Here is a 20,586-nt window from a genome sequence, read left to right as displayed (position 1 = left end):
CTCGAGCCCCGCGAGCAGGCCTCGCAGGTAGGTTCCGACCCGCCGGCGCGGCTCGACCCTGCGGAAACGGCCAGAGATCAGCTCCACCACCGCGTCCAACGAGGCCACCCACCCGGCAAGATCAACCACGCGGTGATCATCACCGCCGAACGGCCGTCAGCCTCTCACCACACGCCGAACTGCCGTTGCAGTACTAGGGGGTGATCGTCGGAACCCGGCCGCAACGGCTCGTCTGCGCTGGTCGGAGCAGTGGAGTGACGAACGTGTCACCCGTTCAGAGTATGGAGTGCAGGCGCGCACACACCGCCGGACGAGGGTGTCGCATGCCCCGTCCGAGCGTCACCGGTTCTGACGACAGGGACACGGGCAGGGACGGGTACGTGCCCGGGACCCGACCCGACACCGGTCGGCGGCCACGGACGGCGGCGCCGCGCGGGACGACCGAGCGTCCCGCGCGGCGCCGATGACGGTTCACCAGTCCCAGTTGCGCACGAGCACTCTCCCCTCGACCGGAGTACTTCTCACCGTCCCGGAACGGACGCCGTTGCGGTCCGCACGTCAGGACGCACGGCACGCTCCACGATCGAGTGATGACAGGTCCAGCGTAAGCGATGGACAACGCTCCGTCACGGTTTAACGCAATCCTGAGGCGTTCGTCGTCGGTTTCGGGCCGCTCGGCGCGGACTCGGGCCGCTGCGACACGAACGGCAACCGCTTGCCCTACTCCCGCGTAGCCTCGACCCGATACCCCTAACGCACCCGACGAACAGGCAGGCGACGTGACCTCTGGCCCGGTGGCACCGCGCCCGGCACGGCGTCGCCGTCGTGTGCTGGACGCCCGGTCGCTGCTCGGCCTGCCGGTGCGCCCGCTGCTGCTCGTCCTGGCCGTGGAGTCCGCGGCGGTGGCCGCCGTCGTCGCGGGCGCGCTGACCGGGGCCGCGCCGACGCGGACCGACGCGCTGCTCTGCGGGCTGCTGATGCTGGTGGCCGCGGTGCACACCGAGCTGTCGGTCAACGCCGAACGCCTGCGGCGCCGGATCGCCGAGACCCGCTACATCAACATGACCTCGGTCTGGACCTTCGCGGCGGCGCTGCTGCTGCCGCCGGTGCTCGCGACGGCCGTCGTCGCCGTCATCTACGTCCACCTCTACCTGCGGGTGGTGCGCCCGAGCGGCACGCCGCCGCACCGCCAGGTCTACAGCGCCGCCACGGTCCTGCTCGCCGTGCACACCGTCGCGGGACTGCTCGCGCTGGTCGGCGGCTGGGGCGGGGCGCCGGCGACCGCGCAGAACGCGGCGCTGGTGCTGGGCGCGCTGGTCGCCTACACGACGGTGAACACGCTGCTGGTCGTGTCGGTGCTGCGACTGACCGCACCGGGGTCGCGGTTCCTCGCGATCCTGTGGGGCGGTGACATCGGGCTGGAGCTGGCGACGCTGTCGATCGGCGGGCTGGTCGCCGTCGTGCTCGCCAACACCTCCCCCTGGTTCGCGCTGCTCGCGGTGCTGCCGCTGCTCGTCGTCGAACAGACGACCCTGGTGCGTCAGCTCGAGGCACAGGTCGACACCGACGCCAAGACCGGGCTCCTCAACCCGGCGGCGTGGCGCTGGCGCAGCCGCCAGATGCTGGAGCGGGACACACGCACCGACCGCGCCGGCGCGGTGCTGATCCTCGACCTCGACCACTTCAAGGCGGTCAACGACCGGCACGGCCATCTGGCGGGCGACGACGTGCTCCAGGCCGTCGCCGACGTCCTCACCACCGAGGTGCGCGACGAGGACCTGGCCGGCCGGTTCGGCGGCGAGGAGTTCGTGGTCACGCTCGGCGGGATGCGCGCCGACGACACCCTGGACGACCGGGCCCGCGAGGTCGCCGAGCGGATCCGCCGGGGCGTGCGCGCGCTGGAGGTCGACACGGCCACCGCGGGCCGGGTCACCGGGCTGTCGGTGTCGGTCGGCGTCGCGACGACACCGGACCACGGCACGGACCTCGACGGGCTGCTGGCCGCCGCGGACGCCGCGCTCTACGAGGCCAAGCACGCGGGCCGCGACCGGGTCGCGGTGCGGCCGCCGGCGCCGCCCGTCGTTCCCGAGGGTGCGACGCCGCCGTTCGGGCTGAGCTTCGGCACCTGAGAGCTACCGCACCTGAGGACTCCGACACCCGGGGCGCCGGTCACGGCCCGAGCAGCACCCGGGCCAGGTCCTTCCACTGGGGCAGCATCGGGTCGCTGCCCGGGTCGCGCGGGTCGAAGGTGTAGGTCAGCGAGGTGCCGCGCATCGAGGTGAGCAGCAGGTCGCGCAGCTGCTTGAACCGCGGGCGGCCGGCGAGCTCGTCGCCGAACATGCGGGCCATCGACGCCCGGATCGCCGCGCCGAGGCGCTTCTCCTCGGGTCGCAGCGCCTCGGCGATCTCGGCGTTGGACCGGGCCGCGGTCCAGAGCTCCACCGCCGCCCAGAAGTGGGGCTCGGAGAAGCTCTCCCACAACAGCTCGATGACCCGGTCGGCCCGCTCGAACGAGCCGACCGGGTCGGTCTCGACCACCCGTCGCACGCGTTCCTCGGTGTCGGCGACGCGCTTCACCGCCAGGTGCTGCGCAGCCGCGACCAGCAACCGGTCCCGGCTGGGGAAGTGGTGCAGCAGCCGGCCGCGCGACACGTCGGCGGCCGACTGGATGGTCAGGGTCGTGGAGCCCGAGTAGCCGCCGTCGATGAGGCAGGCCACGGCGGCGTCCAGGATCCGGGCGCGGCTGTCCTCCGACCGCTGCGCCCGGCTCCTGACCGCCGGAGGGTGTTCGGAGTTCATGATGTGCTCATGATCGCCTGTCGGTCATCGGCTCAGAGTCCCAGACCCCGGCCGATCACCTCCTTCATGATCTCGGTGGTGCCGCCGTAGATCCGGGTGATGCGGGCGTCGGCGTAGGCCTTGGAGACCGGGTACTCGCTCATGTAGCCGTAGCCGCCGTGCAGCTGCAGGCAGCGGTCGGCGACCCGGCCCTGCAGCTCGGTGCACCAGTACTTCGCCTTCGACGCGTCGACGGCGGTCAGCTCGCCCGCGTTCAGCGCCCGCACGCAGTCGTCGACGTAGTGCTCGGCGAGGTCGATCTCGGTGTCCATCTCGGCCAGCGCGAACTTCGAGTTCTGGAACGAGCCGACCGGGGACCCGAACGCCTTGCGCTCCTTGACGTACTCCAGGGTGTTCGTCAGCACCGTCCGGGCCGCGGCCACCCCGGCGACGGCGATCGACAGGCGCTCCTGGGGCAGCTTCTCGACCAGCTGGACGAAGCCCTTGCCCTCCTCGGGCCCGAGCAGGTTCTCCACCGGCACCTTCACGTCGGTGAAGGAGAGCTCGGCGGTGTCCTGGGCGTGCATGCCCAGCTTGTCGAGGTTGCGGCCGCGCTCGAATCCCTCCATCCCGCGCTCGAGCACCAGCAGGCTCATGCCCTTGTGCTTCTGCGACGGGTCGGTCTTCACCGCGACGACGACGAGGTCGGCGTTGATCCCGTTGGTGATGAAGGTCTTCGCGCCGTTGACGACGTAGTGGTCGCCGTCGCGGATGGCGGTCGTCGACATCGACGCCAGGTCCGAGCCGATGCCCGGCTCGGTCATCGCGATGGCGAGGATCTTCTCCCCCGCCACGACGCCCGGCAGCCATCGCTGCTTCTGCTCGTCGGTGGTGTAGGCGAGCAGGTAGGGCAGCACGATGTCGTTGTGCAGAGTCAGGCCCAGCCCCGAACCGGCCGCACCGACGCGCAGCACCTCCTCGGAGACGATCGCGTTGAACCGGAAGTCCCGCACCCCGCCGCCACCGAACTCCTCGGGCGCGTCCATGCCCAGGAACCCGTTGGCGCCGGCGGTGGTGAACAGCTCCCGGGAGACGACGCCGTCGCGCTCCCACTGCGCCTCGTGCGGGGCGATCTCCTTCTCGACGAAGGCCCGGAAGGCCTCGCGGAAGTCCTCGTGGTCGGACTCGTAGAGCGTGCGCTTCACGGCGCCGCCTCCTCTCTGGGGTACCGGCAGGGGGACTAGCGGGGCTGCATGCGGATCGCGCCGTCGAGACGGATCGTCTCGCCGTTGAGCATCGGGTTCTCCACGATGTGGGCGGCGAGCTTGCCGTACTCCGCGGGCTGCCCCAGCCGCGACGGGTGCGGCACCTGCTTGCCCAGCGAGGTCTTGACGTCCTCGGGCAGACCGGCCAGCAGCGGCGTCTCGAATAGACCGGGGGCGATGGTGTTGACCCGGATGCCGATGCTCGCCAGGTCACGGGCGATCGGCAGGGTCATGCCGACGATGCCGCCCTTGGACGCCGAGTAGGCGGCCTGGCCGATCTGGCCCTCGAAGGCCGCCACCGAGGCGGTGTTGATGATGACGCCGCGGTCGCCGTCGACGTGGTCGGACTTGGCGATGCGCTCGGCCGCCAGCCGGATCACGTTGAACGTGCCGATCAGGTTGACGTTGATGACCTTGGTGAAGTCGGCCAGCGGGAACGGGCCGGTCTTGCCGAAGGTCTTGATGCCGTTGCCGATACCGGCGCAGTTGACCGCGACGCGGACGGTGCCGAGCTCCTCGGCGGCGTCGAGGGCGGCCGAGACCTGCTCCTCGCTCGTGACGTCGGCGGCGACGAAGCGGACGTTGTCCCCCAGCTTGTCGGCGACGGCCTCGCCCTGCGACGACGGCAGGTCGATGATCAGGACCTTGGCGCCGAGCTCCACGAACTTCTCCGTGGTGGCCAGGCCCAGGCCGGACGCACCGCCGGTGACGACGGCGACGGAACCGTTGATGTCCATGTTCTGTCTGTTTCCTTCCGGGTGGGGAGCGGGTGTCAGAGGAGTTCGAGGATGGTGGCGTTGGCCTGGCCGCCGCCCTCGCACATGGTCTGCAGGCCGTAGCGGATGCCGTTGTCGCGCATGTGGTGGACCAGGGTGGTCATGATCCGCGCGCCGGAGCCGCCGAGGGGGTGGCCCAGCGCGATGGCGCCGCCGTTGGGGTTGAGCCGCTCGCCGACACCGGACGCGGTGTCGGTGGTGCCCGCGATGTCGGCCAGCCAGGCCAGCGGCACCGGCGCGAACGCCTCGTTGACCTCGAACGCGCCGATCTCGTCGAGCGACAGACCGGAACGCTTCAGCGCCTTCTCCGTCGCGGGGATCGGGGCGGTCAGCATGATGACCGGGTCGGCGCCGGCGAGGACCGCGGTGTGCACGCGGGCGATCGGGGTCAGGCCGAGCTCGCGGGCCTTCTCGCTGGTGGTCATGAGCAGCGCGGCGGAGCCGTCGGAGATCTGCGAGGAGTTGCCCGCGTGGATAACGCCGCCCTGGTCGGCGTCCTTGAACACCGTCTTGAGCTGGGCGAGGCCCTCGACGGTCCCGCCGCGGCGGACCCCCTCGTCGGCGGTCACGCCGGCCAGCGGGGCGAGCTGACCGTCGAACCGGCCGTCGTCCTGCGCGGCGGCGGCGCGCTCGTGCGACAGCAGCGCGAACTCGTCGAGCTGGGTGCGGGAGAAGCCCCACTTCTCGGCGATCATCTCCGCGCCGACGCCCTGGTTCGGGGCGACCCCGTAGCGGGTGGCGAAGTCGCTGCCGAACGGGTCCTGGCCCTGCAGCGAGGACCCCATCGGCACCCGCGTCATGGACTCGACACCGCCGGCGACGGCCACGTCGTACTGCCCGGCGATCAGGCCGGCGGCCGCGAAGTGCACCGACTGCTGGCTGGACCCGCACTGGCGGTCGACGGTCACACCGGTGACGGTCTCGGGGAACCCGGCGGCCAGCGCGGCGTTGCGGGCGATGTCGAAGGTCTGCTCCCCGGTCTGGGACACGCAGCCCCACAGGACGTCGTCGATCTGCGCCGGGTCCACGCCCGAGCGCTCGACCAGGCTGCGCAGAACGTGCGCGGACAGGTCCGTGGGGTGGACGTCCGCCAGGCCGCCCTTGCGCTTGCCGACCGGGCTGCGTACGGCCTCGACGATGACTGCGTCTCGCACGGTGTTCGCTCCTTCGCGACGGTGGACGGCACCCGGGTCGGGGCCGTCGACTCACCTGCGACGGTAGCAGGAAACAGTCAGAGTTGACTGTCACGAATCCGTGCGACGCCGCTCACGCCCGCCCGGGGACGACCTCGCCCACCGCCCGCCCGGGGACGCGGGACCCGGTCCGCCCGGCCAGCAGGACCAGGTAGCCCAGGACCAGGAATCCGGCCGCCAGCCGGAGGACGTTCCAGGCCAGCCCACCCGCCCCGACGGCGTCCGGGTCCAGGAAGTAGTACGGCGCGCGCCGGCCGGCCCCGTTGAGCACGGCCAGCGCCAGCCCGAGGTACGCGGCCGGGAACAGCAGCCACACCGGCGGGTGCCACCAGCGCAGCCCTCCGCGGGCGGGCCGGACGAGGACCCAGTCGGCCAGCGCCAACACCGGCACGACGATGTGCAGCAGCACGTTGGCCGGGGTGAAGCCCGTCGAGCGCCCGGACAGGAACAGCACCCAGACCAGGCCGGCGACCAGCAGGTAGACCACGACCGCACCACGGACCGCGGGCCGCGCGTCGTACCGGCGCCCCAGCAGGGTCCAGAGGTAGAAGGCCGCGGCGAGCAGGTTGACCTGGTAGGTGAAGGTGGTCAGACGCCAGGCCACGCCGCTGCGCGAGGTCAGTTCGACCACGACCAGCGCCGCCAGCACGCAGGCGACGACCGCCCCGCGCAGGACGACGGCGACGACGGCGACAGGGACCTTGCGGGGCGCCGGGAGATGCACGGGGGATCAACGCCGGGTGCCGCCCACCGGGTTCCCGTGATCCGGACGAGTGATCCCGGTCATGCCGCGGTGCGCCGTCGCACGGCATGCCGCACCATGATCGTGAGCATTGCTCACCTCCTGGGAGGACCGATGTCCGGAGTACCGCACGGCAACGTCCCGGCCGGTGGCAACAGTGTCCCCGGCGGGTGGGACGTCACCCGCAGCGTCGGCGCGACCGCACTGGCCGTCGCCGCGGCCCGCGCCGCCGAGGCCGAGCGCCCCGACCCGCTGGTGGTCGACCCGTACGCGCGCGCACTCGTCGACGCCGCCGCGCCGGGGCTCCCGCTCCCCCGCGGTGCCGACGACGACGGCGGCGTCGGCTGGCGGGCGCTGGTCGACATGATGGCGATCCGCACCCGGGTGCTCGACGCCGCGCTGCTGGCGGCGGCCGCGGACGGAGTGCGGCAGGTCGTCGTCCCGGCGGCCGGGCTCGACGCGCGCCCCTACCGGCTGGCCTGGCCGGACGGCACGTCGGTGTACGAGATCGACCAGCCCGAGGTGCTGGCCCACAAGCAGCGGGTCCTCGGCGCCACCGCTGCCCGGGCGCGGCGGGTCGCGGTGCCCTGCGACCTGCGCGACGACTGGCCGGGCGCACTGCGCGGGTCCGGTTTCGACCCCGGCCGCCCCACTGCGTGGCTGGTGGAGGGCCTGCTGGCCTACCTGCCGCCGGAGGCGGAGGCGGACCTGCTCGCCCGGGTCGACGAGCTGTCCGCGCCGGGCAGCAGGGTCGCGCTGGAGGCGGTGGACCTGGCCGTCGCCGACGAGTACCTGCACACCGACGAGGTCCGGGCGATGGCCCCGGCGATGGGCAGCGACCTCGCGCAGCTGTGGGACACCCGGCGCCGCCCCGCGCCGGCGTCGGTGCTGCGCGCGGCGGGGTGGGACGTGCGGGAGCGGCCCCTCGGCGAGCTGGGCGCGGATCTCGGCCGGCAGCTCACGGGCCCGGTCGGCACGCTGGTCGCGCACGTCCTCATCGTCGAAGCGTCCCGCTGACCCGGCTCGGGACGCGCCACGGCCCGCCGTCCGCGCGACGGGCGCGGTACGGCGGGCCGGGCGGTCCGACCGGCGGCGGTCAGACCGAGGAGGTGCGTCCGGCGACGGACGCGGCCTCCTGCGACGCGCCCGCCGTGTCCGGCTCGGCGGGCTAGGCGGTGACCGGGCCGGTCGCGTCCCCGCGGTCGAGGATGCCCTCCTGCGCGGCGACGAGCGTCGGCACGGTGATCTGCCCGGCGACGTTGGTCGCGGTGCGCATCATGTCCAGGATCGGGTCGATCCCGATGACCACGGCGATACCGGCGGCGATCACCGCGGGCGGCATCCCGACCGCGGCCAGGGTCAGCGTCAGCATGGTGAACCAGCCGGTGGTCCCGGCCGTCGCGAGCGCACCGAACACGGCGACCGCCGCGATCACCACGTACTGCCACGCGGCCAGCTGGATCCCCGAGATGTGCGCGATGAAGATCGTCGCCAGGGCCGGGTAGACGGCGGCACAGCCGTCCATCTTAGTGGTGGTGGCCAGCGGGACGGCGAACCCGGCGTAGTTGCGGTCCACACCCAGGTCGATCGCGGCCTGCCGGGACATCGGCAGCGTCGCCCCGGACGAGCGGGACACGAAGGCGAACTGCAGCACCGGCCAGGTGGTGCCGAAGAAGCGGCGCGGGCCGATCCCGGCCACGACCCCGAGAAGCAACGGGTAGACACCGAACAGCACGATCGCGCAGCCGAGGTAGACGGTGACGATGAGCCCGGCCAGTGAGGAGACGACGCCGCTGCCGTAGGTGGCGAACGCGTTGCCGATCAGGCCGAGCACGCCGATCGGGGCGAGCACGACGATCCAGCGGATGATCGTCAGGACGACCTCGAAGGCGGAGCGGGAGAACGCGACGAACGGCTCGGCCTTCTCCCCCAGCGCGTAGGCGGCGGCACCCACCAGCAGCGCGGCGAGCACGACCTGCAGCACGTTGTCGTCGGCGAAGGCCGCGACCGGGTTGTCCGGCACCAGGTTCGACAGCAACGCCTGCCAGGACCCGGCGGTGCGCTTGCCCACCGCCTCGACGGCGGCCGGGTCGGCGGCGATCGTGACGCCCTGCCCGGGCCGTCCGACGAGCCCGATCGCGATGCCGATCAGCACCGCGACCAGCGACGTCCCGGCGAACCACGCGACGGTGCGGCCGCCGAGCCTGGCCGCGGCGCGCCCGCCGCCGAGGTCGCGCAGGCTGACGATGCCGACCACGATCGCGAGGAACACCAGTGGTGCGACGGTGAACTGGAGCAGCCCGGTGAACAGGCTGCCGACGGTGTCCAGCGTGGACGCCAGCCCCTCCGAGCCGGTGACCCGGGCGGTCAGCCCGAGCAGGGCACCGAGCACGAGCCCGGCGACGGTGAGCAGAGCGAACACACGCGGGCGCTGCCAGGCGCGCGCGGCACGGACGACGAACGACACGGGGATCCCCCAGGAGATGCGGAACGGGCGTGGGCGGGGTGGCAGCGCCGACAGCCCGTGCTGGGACGACGACACAGGTCGATCACCCGCCGGCTCACCAGCCGCACACCCGTCCCCCGCACGGGTGATCACAACGCCTCCGTCCGCCGTGTTCTTCCCGCCGGACGGACCAGCTGCTCGGGCACGCGGGGCACCTGGACCATCGGGGGTGGGCCGAAGGGCGGATCGACGGTCCCTGGTTGAGCTCTCCGCAGCTCGCCAGTATCGACGCCGTCGACGTCCTGCTCGGACGGCCGGTCGTTCCGAGCCCTTCCACCGTTCTTCCAGCCCCGCGCGTCGGGGCGCGTTCGTGAGGAGTAGCGATGTCTCCCACCGACCCACAACAAGATCGTCCACACGGGACACGACGGTTGTCCCGCAGGTGGTTCCTCGGGGGCACCGGCGCCGTCGCGGCCGGGGCGGCGCTCGTCGTCGCGCCGAGGGTGGCCGAGACCGTGACCACGCCGACGGTGACGGCACCCGGGCAGAACCTGGTCGAGCTCACCCTGCGGGTGAACGGCGACCGGATCCACCTGCAGACCGACCCTCGGGCCACGTTGCTGGACACGCTGCGGGAGCGGCTCGCGCTGACCGGCACGAAGAAGGGCTGCGACCGCGGCCAGTGCGGAGCGTGCACGGTCCAGGTCGACGGCCGCCGGGTGCTGTCGTGCCTGACGCTCGCGGCGACCCTGGACGACACCGAGGTGACCTCGATCGAGGGCCTGGCCGACGGCGACGAGCTGCACCCCATGCAGCAGGCGTTCATCGACCACGACGGGTTCCAGTGCGGCTTCTGCACCCCCGGCCAGATCATGTCGGCGGTGTCGCTGGTGCAGGAGGGGCGAGCCGGATCGGACGAGGAGATCCGCGAGAGCATGTCCGGCAACATCTGCCGGTGCAGCGCCTACCCGGGCATCGTCGAGGCGGTCAAGTCCGGTCGGGAGGCGATGCGCTGATGCGCCTCTACGACTTCACCCGGCCCGGATCGGTGCGCGCGGCCCTGACCGCGGCGCACGAGAACAGCGCCTACCTCGCCGGCGGCACCACCCTCGTCGATCTCATGAAGCTGGAGGTGCTGGCCCCCTCCCGCGTGGTGGACATCAACCGGCTGCCGATGCGCGGGATCGGCGTCGACGCCGGCGGCCTGCACATCGGCGCGCTGGAGCGGATGAGCGACGTCGCCCTCGACGAGCGCGTCCGCACCCGCTACCCGATGATCAGCCAGGCGCTCGAGCTCAGCGCGTCGCCGCAGCTGCGGAACATGGCCAGCATGGGCGGCAACCTGCTGCAACGCACCCGGTGCGGCTACTTCCGCGACCTCACCACGCCCTGCAACAAGCGCGAACCCGGTAGCGGCTGCGCGGCGCTCACCGGGCACAACCGGATGCATGCGGTGCTGGGCACCAGCGAGAGCTGCGTGGCCACCCACCCGAGCGACGTCGCCGTCGCGCTCGTCGCGCTCGACACCCAGGTGCACCTGGAGGGCCGGCAGGGTGCGCGCACCGTCGCGCTCGCGGAGTTCTACCGCCTGCCCGGCGACAGCCCGCAGGTCGAGAACGACCTGCGGGACAGCGAGCTGATCACCGGGCTGACCGTGCCACCGCTGCCGTGGGCCACCCGGTCGACCTACGTCAAGATCCGGGACCGACAGTCCTACGAGTTCGCCCTGACCTCCGTCGCGGTCGCGCTCGACATCAGCGGCAGCCGGATCCGCAGCGCCCGGGTCGCCGCAGGCGGGATCGGGACCCGCCCCTGGCGCCTGGGTGCGGTGGAACGCGCCCTGGTCGGGCAGCCCGCCACCCTCGCCACCTACGAGGCGGCCGCGGCACCGGCCGCCGACGGCGCCCGGACGCTCCCGCACAACGTGTTCAAACCAGCCCTGCTCCGCCGCACCCTGGTGCGCGCCCTTCTCGCCCTGGGAGGGCAGTCGTGAGCACTCCGATCGGCAGCGACGTCGCCCGCGTCGACGGTCGCCTCAAGGTCACCGGCGCCGCCCGCTACACCGCCGACCACCCCGTCGACCGCCCCCTCCACGGGCACGTCGTGGTCAGCGCGATCGCCCGCGGCCGGCTCCGCTCCATGGACGTCGACGCCGCCCGCGGGGCACCGGGTGTGGTCGCGGTCCACACCCCGTTCGCGCCACTGCGGCTCTACCCCGCGCCGCCAGGGTTCGGCGAGAACTACGTCCCGCTGCAGGACCGGGAGGTCCGCTTCCGCGGCCAGATCATCGGCCTCGTCGTGGCCGTGACGTCGGAGCAGGCCCGCGACGCCGCCGCGCTGGTCACCGCCACGTACGACCAGGCATCCGCGCGGACCTCCCTGTCCGCCGGCCTGCCGGGGGTGCCCTCACCGGGCATGTCCCCCGAAGGCCCCTCGCCCAACCCGACGGTGCTCGCGCCCGGGGTGCGCTCGATCGACGCCGCGCTGCGCGCGAGCGCGGTCGTGGTGGACACGACGCTGCGCCAGGAGCCGCAGAGCCACGTTCCGATGGAGCCGCACGGGACCACCGCGGTGTGGCAGCACGACCACCTCACCGTCTATTCCGGCAGCCAGATCCCCCCGCTCTACGCGGCCACCGTCGCGGCCCGCGTCGGGGCCACCCCGGACCGGGTGCGGGTGATCAGCACCTTCGTCGGCGGCGGCTTCGGCGCCCGGGTGCCCGCCTGGAGCGAGGCCGCGCTCGCCGCGGTGGCCGCCCGGGAGCTCGGCCGCCCCGTCCGGCTCACCCTCACCCGGGAACAGAGCATGATCCTGACCGGGCACCGACCGGCGCTGACCCAACGGGTCCGGCTCGGCGCCGACCGCGACGGCACGCTCACCGCGGTCTCGCACCAGAGCGCCGCCGAGATGCCCGCGGTCGGTGGCTGGCCCCTGACCCCGGCGACCGAGACGACCGGCGTCCTGTACCGCACCCGCAACCTCGCGATCGACCAGCGGCTGGTCCCGATGGACACCCCGGCCACCTGGGCGATGCGCGGCCCGAACGAGGCGCCGGGCGCGTTCGCGCTCGAGACCGCGATGGACGAGCTCGCCGTCACCCTGGGCATGGACCCGATCGAGCTGCGACTGCGCAACGAGGCCACGACCGTCCCCGCCACCGGACAGACCTGGACGAGCAGGCGCCTCGCCGACTGCTACCGCGCCGGGGCCGAGCGGTTCGGGTGGGCCGGCCGCAACCGGGTCCCCGGCACCCGGGTCGAGGGCGACTGGCTGATCGGCACCGGGATGGCCAGCGCGGTCTACCCCGCCCACGCGGACCCGGGGGCGGTACGGATGCAGCTGCGCGACACCGGGCAGGTGGTGGTGTCGGCCTCGACCCCCGACCTCGGCACCGGGACCTACACCATGGTCCCGATCGTCGCCTCCGACGCGCTCGGCGTACCGATCGACCGCGTCGTCGCCGAGCTGGGCGACTCGAGCCTGCCCCTCGGTGCGCCCGCCGTCGGCTCCCGCGCCGCCGGCATCCTCGCCCCGGCGATCCGGTCGGCCGCACGGGCACTGATCACGACGCTCACCGACCTCGCCGTGCGGACCGCGGGGTCACCGTTCGAAGGACGCGACCCGGCCGGCCTGGCGTACCGGCAGGGACGCATCGAGGGTGGCGCCGACTCCGCCTCGTTCGCCGAACTGCTCGAGGTCGCCCACCGGCCCGCGGTCGAGGCCATGACACCGCCGCCACCGGCCCCGCCCGACTCGAACCTGGCCGCGCACGGCTTCGGCGCGCACTTCTGCGAGGTCCGGGTCCATCGCCACACCGGCGAGCCCCGCATCAACCGGTTCACCAGCGTCTTCGACGTCGGCCGCGTGCTCAGCGCCCGCACGGCGCGCAGCCAGCTCGTCGGCGGCATCGTCTTCGGCATCGGCGGCGCGCTCCTGGAGACCAACCCCATCGAGGAGAACGGACGCTTCGCCGCCGGCAACCTCGGCGACTACCTGGTCGCCGTCAACGCCGACATCCCGCCGATCGACGTGACCTGGCTCGACTACACCGACACCGCCTTCAGCCCGGCGGGCGCCCGCGGGCTCGGCGAGCTCGGCACCGTGGGCAGCGCCGCCGCCGTCGCGAACGCGGTCTTCGACGCCACCGGCATCCGGGTACGCGACCTGCCGGTCACCCTCGACGCACTGATCAGGTGACGTCGTGCGGGGCCCGTCGGCGCGGGCGCATCGCGGGCCCGGACGTGCATCGGGCCGGTTCTGTCCGAGTCCCCGTGCCCGGACACGCGCTGTGATTCACTCGTCCGGCGAGACCGGCCCCGGCGCGTGCACCCCGCCGTCCGGTCCGCCGGGGCGGAGCATGGACGGCTCCGCCGGACCCGCGCTCAGGAGGACATGTGACCGCACTGCCACGCCGCAGCGTGCTGCTCGGCACCCTCGGGGCCGCGGCCGCCGGTCTGGTGCCGGCCACACCCGGTGGCGAGCCCGCCGCCGTGCCCCGCTGGTTCGCCGGCGCGCTGCGACAGGCGACGACGCCGGACCCGTTCACCCTCGGCGTCGCCTCGGGCGACCCGTCGCCCGACGGCATGGTGCTGTGGACCCGCCTCGCCCCCGAGCCCGACGCCGAGGACGGCCGCGGCGGCATGCCCGACCGGGCGGTCGAGGTCGAGTGGGAGGTCGCCGAGGACGAGCGCTTCGCCCGGGTCGTGGCACGCGGCACCGAGACCGCCACCCCCGAGCTCGCGCACAGCGTGCACGCCGAGCCCGCGGGGCTCGCCCCGGGACGCGAGTACTTCTACCGGTTCCGCACCGGCGGACACCTCTCCCCCGCCGCGCGCACCCGGACCGCGCCCGCCGCAGGTGCCGCGGCGGCGTCGCTGACGATCGCGACGGCGTCGTGCGCGAAGTTCGGGGCGGGCCACTTCACCGCCTACCGCGGGCTGGCCGCCGACGCCCCCGACCTCGTCCTGCACCTGGGTGACTACTTCTACGAGACCGACCGGGGCGAGGTCCGCGACCCGGGGCCGCCGGAGCCGACGACCCTCGCCGGGTACCGCCGTACCCACGCCCACCAGCGCTCCGACGAGGACCTGCGCGCCGCGCACGCCGTCGCCCCGTGGGTGGTCGTGTGGGACGACCACGAGGTCGTCAACGACTGGGAGGGCGCGACGACCGACCGGCGCCGGGCCGCGGCCCAGGCCTACTACGAGCACATGCCGCTGCGTCGGGCCTCGGTGCCCGACGGCCCGGACATCCAGCTCTACCGGCGGCTGTCCTGGGGCTCGCTCGCCACCTTCCACGTCCTGGACACCCGCCAGTACCGGATGCGCGGCTCGATGCTCGGCGCCGACCAGGAACGCTGGCTGCTGCGGGGCCTGCGGGACTCCGCGGCCGGCTGGGACGTGCTGGCCCAGCAGGTGTTCTTCGCCCCGCGCCGGGGCGGCAAGTCCGGCACCTGGGGGGAGTTCACCGGCTCCCGGGAACGGGTGGTCCGCGGCTGGACCGAGGCGGGCGTGCGCAACGCCGTCGTCCTCACCGGGGACGAGCACGTGCACCACGCCAACGACATCCCCGGCGACGACGACAGCGTCGCCGGCACCGAGCTGGTCACCACCTCGGTGACCTCCGGCGGCGACGGCGACGGCGACGCGAAGTCCGGTGGCAGCGGCAGCTCGGTGTGGTCGCTCGACCGGCGCGGCTACGTGCTGGCGACCTTCACCCCCGCGCAGATGCGTGCGGACTTCCGCACCGTGTCCCGGGTCAGCGAGCCCACCGCCACGGTGCGCACGGCGGCGTCGTTCGTGGTGCCGGACCGGGAGCCGGGTCTGAACAAGGTCTGACCCGGCCCCGGCGTTCAGCCGGTCGCCACCCGGGGCTCGCGGACGTCGTCGCCGAGGGTGTCGAGCACCAGCGCGGCGATGCGCTCGCGGTGGGCCTCGGCGGACCCGAGCAGGGCCGCGTCGGCGACGGCGCGCTTGTAGTACAGGTGCGCGACGTGCTCCCAGGTGAACCCGATCCCGCCGTGCAGCTGCACCGCGTCCGCGGCCACCCGGTACGCCGTCTCCGAACAGGTGGCCTGCGCGATCGACACCGCGAGGTCGGCCTCGTCGATGCGCGGGTCGTCGACCGCCCAGGCCGCGTGCAGCGCCGCGGTCCGGGCCTGCTCGACGGCGACGAGCATGTCCGCGCACCGGTGCTTGACCGCCTGGAACGACCCGATGGGCCTGCCGAACTGCAGCCGTTCCTTCGCGTAGGCGACGGTCAGGTCGAGCAGCCGGCGGGCGATGCCCGCCTGTTCGGCGGCGAGCAGCGCCCCGGCGGTGCGGAAGGCGTGGCGCAGTGCGCCGTCGGCGTCCGCGCCGGTGGCGAGCACGGTGCCGGTCGCGCCGTCGAGGACGACCCCGGCGACCGGGCGGGTCACGTCGAACGAGCCGCGCCGCTCCACCCGCACCCCGTCGGCGCTCGCGTCGACGACGGCCAGCACCGGGCCGTCGACCCCCGCTGCCGCGACGACCAGCACGTCCGCGGCGCCCGCGTCCGGGACGTGGGAGACCGTGCCGGTGAGCCGGTCGCCGTCGGCGGTGACTCCGGCCGCGGACGCGCCGTCGTAGGGCGCGGTGAGCACGGCGACCAGGGCCGCGGTGCGCGAGCCGTCGGCCAGTGCTGCGAGCAGCGCGTCGCGCTCGGCGCCGGTCGGGGCCGCGACCAGCGCCGGGACCGCGAGCGCGACGGTGCCCAGCAGCGGTCCGGTCACCAGTGCCGCACCGAGCTCCTCGGCCGCGACGGCCTGGTCCACACAGGTCCCGCCGGCGCCGCCGAGGGCCTCGGGGACGGCCAGCGACAGCGCGCCGAGCTCGGTGCCCAGGCGGCTCCAGAGTGCCCGGTCGAACCCGTCGGCGGTGTCGACGAGCCGGCGCAGGGTGGCTTCGTCGTGCTGGCGCTCGGCGAAGCGGTGCAGTGCCGCGCGCAGCTCGCGCTGCTCGTCGGTGACGTCGAACTCGCGGAGTTCCTGCTCAGCCACGGGGGACCTCCTTCCAGGGGCGGTCGGAGTCCGACCGGGGCTCGCCGGGCAGGCCGAGGACGCGCTCGCCGAGGATGTTGCGCATGACCTCCGAGGTGCCGCCCTCGATGGTGTTCGCGCGCGAGCGCAGGAAGCGCTGCTGCACCGTGGAGTTCGGGTCGGTGTGCACCCGGCTGCGGTCCATCGACCAGTCGTCGTAGAGCAGCGCGTCCGGACCGAGCAGGTCCATGCAGAACTCGTAGACGTCCTGGTTCAGCTCGGCGCCGACCAGCTTGGACACCGAGCCCTCCGGGCCGGGCTGCCCGGCGCTCGCGGTGCGTCGCGCGCGGGCGAGGGTGAGGCGGTGGGTCTCGGCGCGGGTCCACAGGGCCGCGAGCCGGTCGCGCAGCACCGGGGTGTGCCGGTCGGGGTGGGCCCGCCACAGGCCGAGCGCCTCGCCGATGACGCCGCTGCCGCGCCGCCCGGTGACCCCGCCGATGGCGGTGCGCTCGTTCATCAGGGTGGTGATCGCGACCTTCCAGCCGGCGCCGACCTCCCCGAGCCGGTGCGCGTCGAGGACGCGGGCGTCGGACAGGTGGACCTCGTTGAACTCGGCCTGCCCGGTCATCTGGCGCAGCGGGCGCACGTCGACGCCCGGCTGGGCCATGTCGATCACGAAGTAGGTCAGTCCGCGGTGCTTGGGCTGCTCGGGATCGGTGCGGGCGACGAGCATCCCCCACCGCGCGACGTGGGCCAGGGTCGTCCAGACCTTCTGCCCGTTGACGACCCACTCGTCGCCGTCGCGGACCGCGGAGGTGGCCAGACCCGCGACGTCGGAGCCGGCGCCGGGCTCGCTGAACAGCTGGCACCAGATCTCCTCGCCGGTGGCCATCGGCCGGAGCCATGCCGCGACCTGCTCGCGGTCCGCGCCGTACTCGACGACGGTCGGCGCGCCCATGCCGTAGCCGATCGGGTTGACCGCGAACATCCGCTCGCCGCCGGCGTCGGTGACGATCTGGTCGACCACCGGCTGCAGCCCGCGGGACAGACCGAGCCCGCCGAGCCCCTCGGGGTGGTGCACCCAGGCGAGGCCGGCGTCGTAGAGGGCGCCGAACAGCTCCTCGCGTGGCACCGACCGCGGGTCGTGGGCCTCGACCACCTCCCGGGCGGCCTGTGCCACGCGGGCCGCGTCGGATGCCGGTCGGGTCGTGGTGGGCGAGCTCATCGCACCTCCGGGGAGCTGGGCCTGACATCGTCGTCGATGTCGATCCCGACGGTAGCCGTCATCAGTTTCGGGGACCACGGTTAACGATTCGTGGTCCGGGTGCGACATCAGGTTCGTCCGTATGACGCAGCCCGAGCCCCAGGAGCAACGATGCCCGCCACCGCCGCCACCCACCGTCCCGCGGCCCCGGTGCTCGACCGGACCGTGCTGCCTGGCTGGGCGCTGCTGCTGATCACCACCGGGCTCGCCGCCGCGGTCGTCGTGATCATGGTGCTGTCCTACAGCGGGCTGGCCTGACCCATACTCGGGGGTGATGTCCCCACTCCCCGACCTGCCGGTCCGCGTCGTCCTCGACGACCTGCGCGCGGCGCTGGACGACCGCGGCGGCGCCGTGCTCGTCGCCCCGCCCGGCACCGGCAAGACCACCCTCGTGCCGCTCGCGCTGGCCGGGCTCGACGGGTTCGCCCCGGCGCCGGAGGGCACGGTGCTGGTCGCCGAGCCGCGCCGGGTCGCCGCCCGCGCCGCCGCGGCCCGGATGTCGTCGCTGCTGGGGACCGAGGTCGGCGGGCCGGTCGGCTACCGCGTCCGCGGCGACGCCCGCACCGGGCCCGGCACCCGGATCGAGGTCGTCACCTCCGGGCTGCTGCTGCGCCGCCTCGCCGGGGACCCGGAGCTGGCCGGGGTGTCCACCGTCGTCCTCGACGAGGTGCACGAACGCCACCTCGACGCGGACCTGCTGCTCACCCTGCTGCTCGACGCCCGCGACGGGCTCCGTCCCGACCTGCGGCTGCTGGCCACCTCCGCGACCCTCGACGCGGCCCGCCCGGCCGTACTGCTGGGCGACGACGACCGGCCCGCGCCGGTGCTGGAGGTCGCCGCACGCAGCCACGACGTCGCGGTCACCCACGTCCCGCCCGCCCGGGCCGGCCGCGGCGGGACCGAGCGGATCGAGAGCACCGTGGCCCGGACGTGCGTGCGGGCACTCGAGCACGGCAGCGTGCTGGCGTTCCTGCCGGGCGTCGCGGAGATCGGGCGGACCGCGTCGGCGCTGCGCGAGCTCGGACCCGACGCCGACGTCCTCGCGCTGCACGGCAGGCTGCCCGCCGCCGAGCAGGACGCGGCGCTGCGCGACGGGCCACGGCGGCGGATCGTGCTCGCCACCGCCGTCGCCGAGTCCAGCCTGACCGTGCCCGGGGTGCGGGCCGTCGTCGACTCCGGGCTGGTCCGGGTCCCGCACACCGACCACCGGCGCGGGTTGTCCGGCCTCGTGACCCGCCGGGTCTCGCGCGCGGTCGCGACCCAGCGCGCGGGCCGCGCCGGGCGGGAGGCACCCGGCGTCGCCTACCGCTGCTGGCCCGAGGGCGAAGTGCTCGCCGACGCCCCGGACCCCGAGATCCGCACCGCCGACCTCACCGCGCTCGCGCTGGACCTCGCCGTGTGGGGCACCCCCGACGGCAGCGGTCTGCGCTGGTGGGACGCCCCGCCGGCTGGTCCGCTGGCCGCCGGACGCGGGGTGCTGACCGCGCTCGGCGCGATCGGCCCCGACGGCGCGGTCACCGACCGGGGACGACGGATCTCCGCGCTGGGCCTGCACCCGCGCCTCGCCAGGGCGCTGCTCGACGGCGTCGCCGCCGGAGGGGACCCGCGGGAGGTCGCCGGGATCGTCGCGGTCCTCGACGACGACACCCTCGCCGGCCCCGCCGACGACCTGACCGCCGCGCTGGCCCGGCTGCGCTCCGGCGACGCCCCCGGCGCCGGGCGGTGGCGCGGGGACCGGGACCGCCTGACCGGCGCACTGCACCGCGCCCGCGCTGCCACACCCGCGGCCTCCTCGTCCCCCGCGGCTGCCGCGTCGCCGGCCACGGGGTCTCCGGGCACCGGGTCGCCGGGCACGGGGTCGCCGGGCACGGGGTCGCCGAGTACCGGGGCCCGCTCCGGCGCTGCCGCCGGGACACCGGCGCGGGCCCGGGGACGGACCGTTCGCGCCGAGGGGGCTGCGGGCGCCGAGCTCGTCGCGCTGGTCACCGGGCTCGCCCACCCGGAACGGCTCGCCCGGCGCCGCGACACCGCGGCCGGGGTGTTCCTGATGGCCGGTGGCACCGCCGTCGAGGTCCCGCCCGGTCCCCTGCGCGACGCCGAGTGGCTCGCCGTGGCCGTCGCCGACCGGAGACCCGGGCAGACCCACGGCCGGGTCCGCCTCGCCGCGGCCACCGATGCCCCGACCGCGCTGCGGGCCGCCGCACCACTGCGGGTCACCGGCTCGGAGGTCGTCTGGAGCGACGGCGACGTCCGCGCCCGCACCGTCGACCGGCTCGGCGCGATCGTGCTGTCGGAGAAGCCCGACCGCTCCCCCGACCCGGGTGCCGTCCGCGACGCGCTCGTCGCCGGGCTGCGCGCCGAGGGCACCGGTCTGCTGCGCTGGACGGCGGGCGCGGTGTCGCTGCGCGAGCGGCTGGGCTTCCTGCACCGGGTGCTGGGCGCACCGTGGCCGGACGTGTCCGAGGAGGCGCTCCTCGACTCCGCCGCCGATCCCGCCGGGTGGCTGGCGGGTCCGCTCGCCACCGCCCGGCGACGCTCGGACCTGGCACGGGTCGACGCCGGGCCCGCGCTGCGCCGGTACGTCGCCGCGGCCGTGGGCGGGCTCGCCGGGCGGATCGACGAGCTGGCCCCGGAGCGGCTCACCGTCCCCACCGGGTCCCGGATCGCGCTGGACTACTCCGGGGCGGCCCCGGCGCTGCCGGTGAAGGTGCAGGAGGTGTTCGGGTGGACCGGCTCCCCCGCCGTCGCCGACGGGCGGGTGCCGGTGGTGCTGCACCTGCTCTCCCCCGCCGGGCGCCCGACCGCGGTCACCGCGGACCTGGACTCGTTCTGGGACAACGCCTACCCGCAGGTCCGGGCCGAGCTCCGCGGGCGCTACCCGAAGCACGCCTGGCCGGAGGACCCGCGCACCGCGACACCGGGACGGGGCACCGGGCGCCGCAGGTGAGCGCGGCGCCCCGGTTCCGGCCGTCCCTGCCCCGGCCGTCCCTGCCCCGGGGCGGCCCTGCCGTCGAGATGCAGCTCAGCGGGAGTTGTCGATCTCCGCAGCCCGCTGAGCTGCATCTCGACGAGCGAGGGGCGACGGACCGCGACGGCGCGGCGGGCCCGGGTCCCACTCGGCGGGG

16 protein-coding genes are annotated in these 20,586 nt (G+C 74.5%); 8 read left to right on the top strand and 8 right to left on the bottom strand.

Going from position 1 to position 20,586, the window contains the following annotated elements; translation table 11 throughout:
* Nucleotides 1-779 precede the first annotated feature (779 nt).
* A complete protein-coding gene (locus tag Ae331Ps2_RS21505; protein ID WP_075306815.1) occupies nucleotides 780-2,129 on the top strand; it encodes a GGDEF domain-containing protein in 1,350 nt (449 codons plus the stop codon).
* A gap of 40 nt (nucleotides 2,130-2,169) precedes the next feature.
* Here Ae331Ps2_RS21505 and Ae331Ps2_RS21500 read toward each other — a convergent pair whose 3' ends face one another.
* From Ae331Ps2_RS21500 to Ae331Ps2_RS21480, 5 genes are all read right to left on the bottom strand, one after another.
* On the bottom strand, nucleotides 2,170-2,799 hold the full coding sequence (locus Ae331Ps2_RS21500; protein ID WP_020625567.1) for a TetR/AcrR family transcriptional regulator: 630 nt from the start codon (nucleotides 2,797-2,799) through the stop codon (nucleotides 2,170-2,172).
* 32 nt (nucleotides 2,800-2,831) lie between these two features.
* Nucleotides 2,832-3,983: an acyl-CoA dehydrogenase family protein gene (locus Ae331Ps2_RS21495; RefSeq protein WP_020625370.1), complete on the bottom strand. Its 1,152-nt coding sequence runs from the start codon at nucleotides 3,981-3,983 to the stop codon at nucleotides 2,832-2,834.
* A gap of 35 nt (nucleotides 3,984-4,018) precedes the next feature.
* Entirely contained in the window at nucleotides 4,019-4,780 is a 762-nt protein-coding gene (locus Ae331Ps2_RS21490; RefSeq protein WP_075306817.1) for a 3-hydroxyacyl-CoA dehydrogenase, read from the bottom strand.
* A 35-nt stretch (nucleotides 4,781-4,815) separates the two neighbouring features.
* A complete protein-coding gene (locus Ae331Ps2_RS21485) occupies nucleotides 4,816-5,973 on the bottom strand; it encodes an acetyl-CoA C-acyltransferase (RefSeq protein ID WP_020625372.1) in 1,158 nt (385 codons plus the stop codon).
* 112 nt (nucleotides 5,974-6,085) lie between these two features.
* A complete protein-coding gene (locus tag Ae331Ps2_RS21480) occupies nucleotides 6,086-6,736 on the bottom strand; it encodes a Pr6Pr family membrane protein (RefSeq protein ID WP_020625373.1) in 651 nt (216 codons plus the stop codon).
* Between the two features lie 132 nt (nucleotides 6,737-6,868).
* On the opposite strand from Ae331Ps2_RS21480, the gene Ae331Ps2_RS21475 reads away from it, so the two are divergent.
* Entirely contained in the window at nucleotides 6,869-7,771 is a 903-nt protein-coding gene (locus Ae331Ps2_RS21475; RefSeq protein WP_075306819.1) for an SAM-dependent methyltransferase, read from the top strand.
* A gap of 151 nt (nucleotides 7,772-7,922) precedes the next feature.
* Here the strand turns inward: Ae331Ps2_RS21475 and Ae331Ps2_RS21470 are convergent, their stop codons facing one another.
* The gene (locus Ae331Ps2_RS21470; protein WP_075311902.1) at nucleotides 7,923-9,221 is read right to left on the bottom strand and encodes a dicarboxylate/amino acid:cation symporter; all 1,299 of its coding nucleotides are present in this window, start codon (nucleotides 9,219-9,221) and stop codon (nucleotides 7,923-7,925) included.
* Between the two features lie 530 nt (nucleotides 9,222-9,751).
* On the opposite strand from Ae331Ps2_RS21470, the gene Ae331Ps2_RS21465 reads away from it, so the two are divergent.
* The 4 genes from Ae331Ps2_RS21465 (at nucleotide 9,752) to Ae331Ps2_RS21450 (ending at nucleotide 15,037) form a co-directional block, all read left to right on the top strand.
* Nucleotides 9,752-10,216 (top strand): (2Fe-2S)-binding protein, encoded by a 465-nt coding sequence (locus tag Ae331Ps2_RS21465; RefSeq protein WP_233147774.1) that lies wholly within the window; start codon nucleotides 9,752-9,754, stop codon nucleotides 10,214-10,216.
* The gene (locus Ae331Ps2_RS21460; protein ID WP_075306821.1) at nucleotides 10,216-11,193 is read left to right on the top strand and encodes a xanthine dehydrogenase family protein subunit M; all 978 of its coding nucleotides are present in this window, start codon (nucleotides 10,216-10,218) and stop codon (nucleotides 11,191-11,193) included. Before Ae331Ps2_RS21465 ends, Ae331Ps2_RS21460 begins: the two co-directional genes overlap by 1 nt.
* A complete protein-coding gene (locus tag Ae331Ps2_RS21455; RefSeq protein WP_083695845.1) occupies nucleotides 11,190-13,397 on the top strand; it encodes a xanthine dehydrogenase family protein molybdopterin-binding subunit in 2,208 nt (735 codons plus the stop codon). Before Ae331Ps2_RS21460 ends, Ae331Ps2_RS21455 begins: the two co-directional genes overlap by 4 nt.
* A 197-nt stretch (nucleotides 13,398-13,594) precedes the next feature.
* Nucleotides 13,595-15,037 carry an alkaline phosphatase gene (locus Ae331Ps2_RS21450; RefSeq protein ID WP_075306823.1) on the top strand — a complete coding sequence of 481 codons (1,443 nt, stop codon included), beginning with the start codon at nucleotides 13,595-13,597 and terminating at the stop codon, nucleotides 15,035-15,037.
* Nucleotides 15,038-15,051: 14 nt separating this feature from the next.
* Here the strand turns inward: Ae331Ps2_RS21450 and Ae331Ps2_RS21445 are convergent, their stop codons facing one another.
* Together Ae331Ps2_RS21445 and Ae331Ps2_RS21440 are read right to left on the bottom strand one after the other, a co-directional pair.
* A complete protein-coding gene (locus tag Ae331Ps2_RS21445) occupies nucleotides 15,052-16,218 on the bottom strand; it encodes an acyl-CoA dehydrogenase family protein (RefSeq protein WP_075306825.1) in 1,167 nt (388 codons plus the stop codon).
* Nucleotides 16,211-17,422 carry an acyl-CoA dehydrogenase family protein gene (locus Ae331Ps2_RS21440; RefSeq protein WP_075306827.1) on the bottom strand — a complete coding sequence of 404 codons (1,212 nt, stop codon included), beginning with the start codon at nucleotides 17,420-17,422 and terminating at the stop codon, nucleotides 16,211-16,213. Before Ae331Ps2_RS21440 ends, Ae331Ps2_RS21445 begins: the two co-directional genes overlap by 8 nt.
* A gap of 150 nt (nucleotides 17,423-17,572) precedes the next feature.
* On the opposite strand from Ae331Ps2_RS21440, the gene Ae331Ps2_RS32170 reads away from it, so the two are divergent.
* A complete protein-coding gene (locus Ae331Ps2_RS32170; RefSeq protein WP_020622758.1) occupies nucleotides 17,573-17,719 on the top strand; it encodes a hypothetical protein in 147 nt (48 codons plus the stop codon).
* A gap of 16 nt (nucleotides 17,720-17,735) precedes the next feature.
* Nucleotides 17,736-20,408 (top strand): ATP-dependent RNA helicase, encoded by a 2,673-nt coding sequence (locus Ae331Ps2_RS21435; protein WP_075311908.1) that lies wholly within the window; start codon nucleotides 17,736-17,738, stop codon nucleotides 20,406-20,408.
* Nucleotides 20,409-20,586: the final 178 nt, after the last annotated feature.

Origin of the sequence: Pseudonocardia sp. Ae331_Ps2, assembly GCF_001932405.1 — a bacterium.
In the GTDB taxonomy this organism is placed as follows: domain Bacteria; phylum Actinomycetota; class Actinomycetes; order Mycobacteriales; family Pseudonocardiaceae; genus Pseudonocardia.
This window is presented reverse-complemented; position numbering and strand designations above follow the sequence as displayed.

Bases quoted from the DNA above. Each gene is read 5' to 3' on its own strand.
- Ae331Ps2_RS21500 (WP_020625567.1), bottom strand. From the start codon at position 2,799: ATGAACTCCGAACACCCTCCGGCGGTCAGGAGCCGGGCGCAGCGGTCG.
- Ae331Ps2_RS21490 (WP_075306817.1), bottom strand. From the start codon at position 4,780: ATGGACATCAACGGTTCCGTCGCCGTCGTCACCGGCGGTGCGTCCGGC.
- Ae331Ps2_RS21460 (WP_075306821.1), top strand. From the start codon at position 10,216: ATGCGCCTCTACGACTTCACCCGGCCCGGATCGGTGCGCGCGGCCCTG.
- Ae331Ps2_RS21435 (WP_075311908.1), top strand. From the start codon at position 17,736: ATGTCCCCACTCCCCGACCTGCCGGTCCGCGTCGTCCTCGACGACCTG.
- Ae331Ps2_RS32170 (WP_020622758.1), top strand. From the start codon at position 17,573: ATGCCCGCCACCGCCGCCACCCACCGTCCCGCGGCCCCGGTGCTCGAC.
- Ae331Ps2_RS21440 (WP_075306827.1), bottom strand. From the start codon at position 17,422: ATGAGCTCGCCCACCACGACCCGACCGGCATCCGACGCGGCCCGCGTG.
- Ae331Ps2_RS21475 (WP_075306819.1), top strand. From the start codon at position 6,869: ATGTCCGGAGTACCGCACGGCAACGTCCCGGCCGGTGGCAACAGTGTC.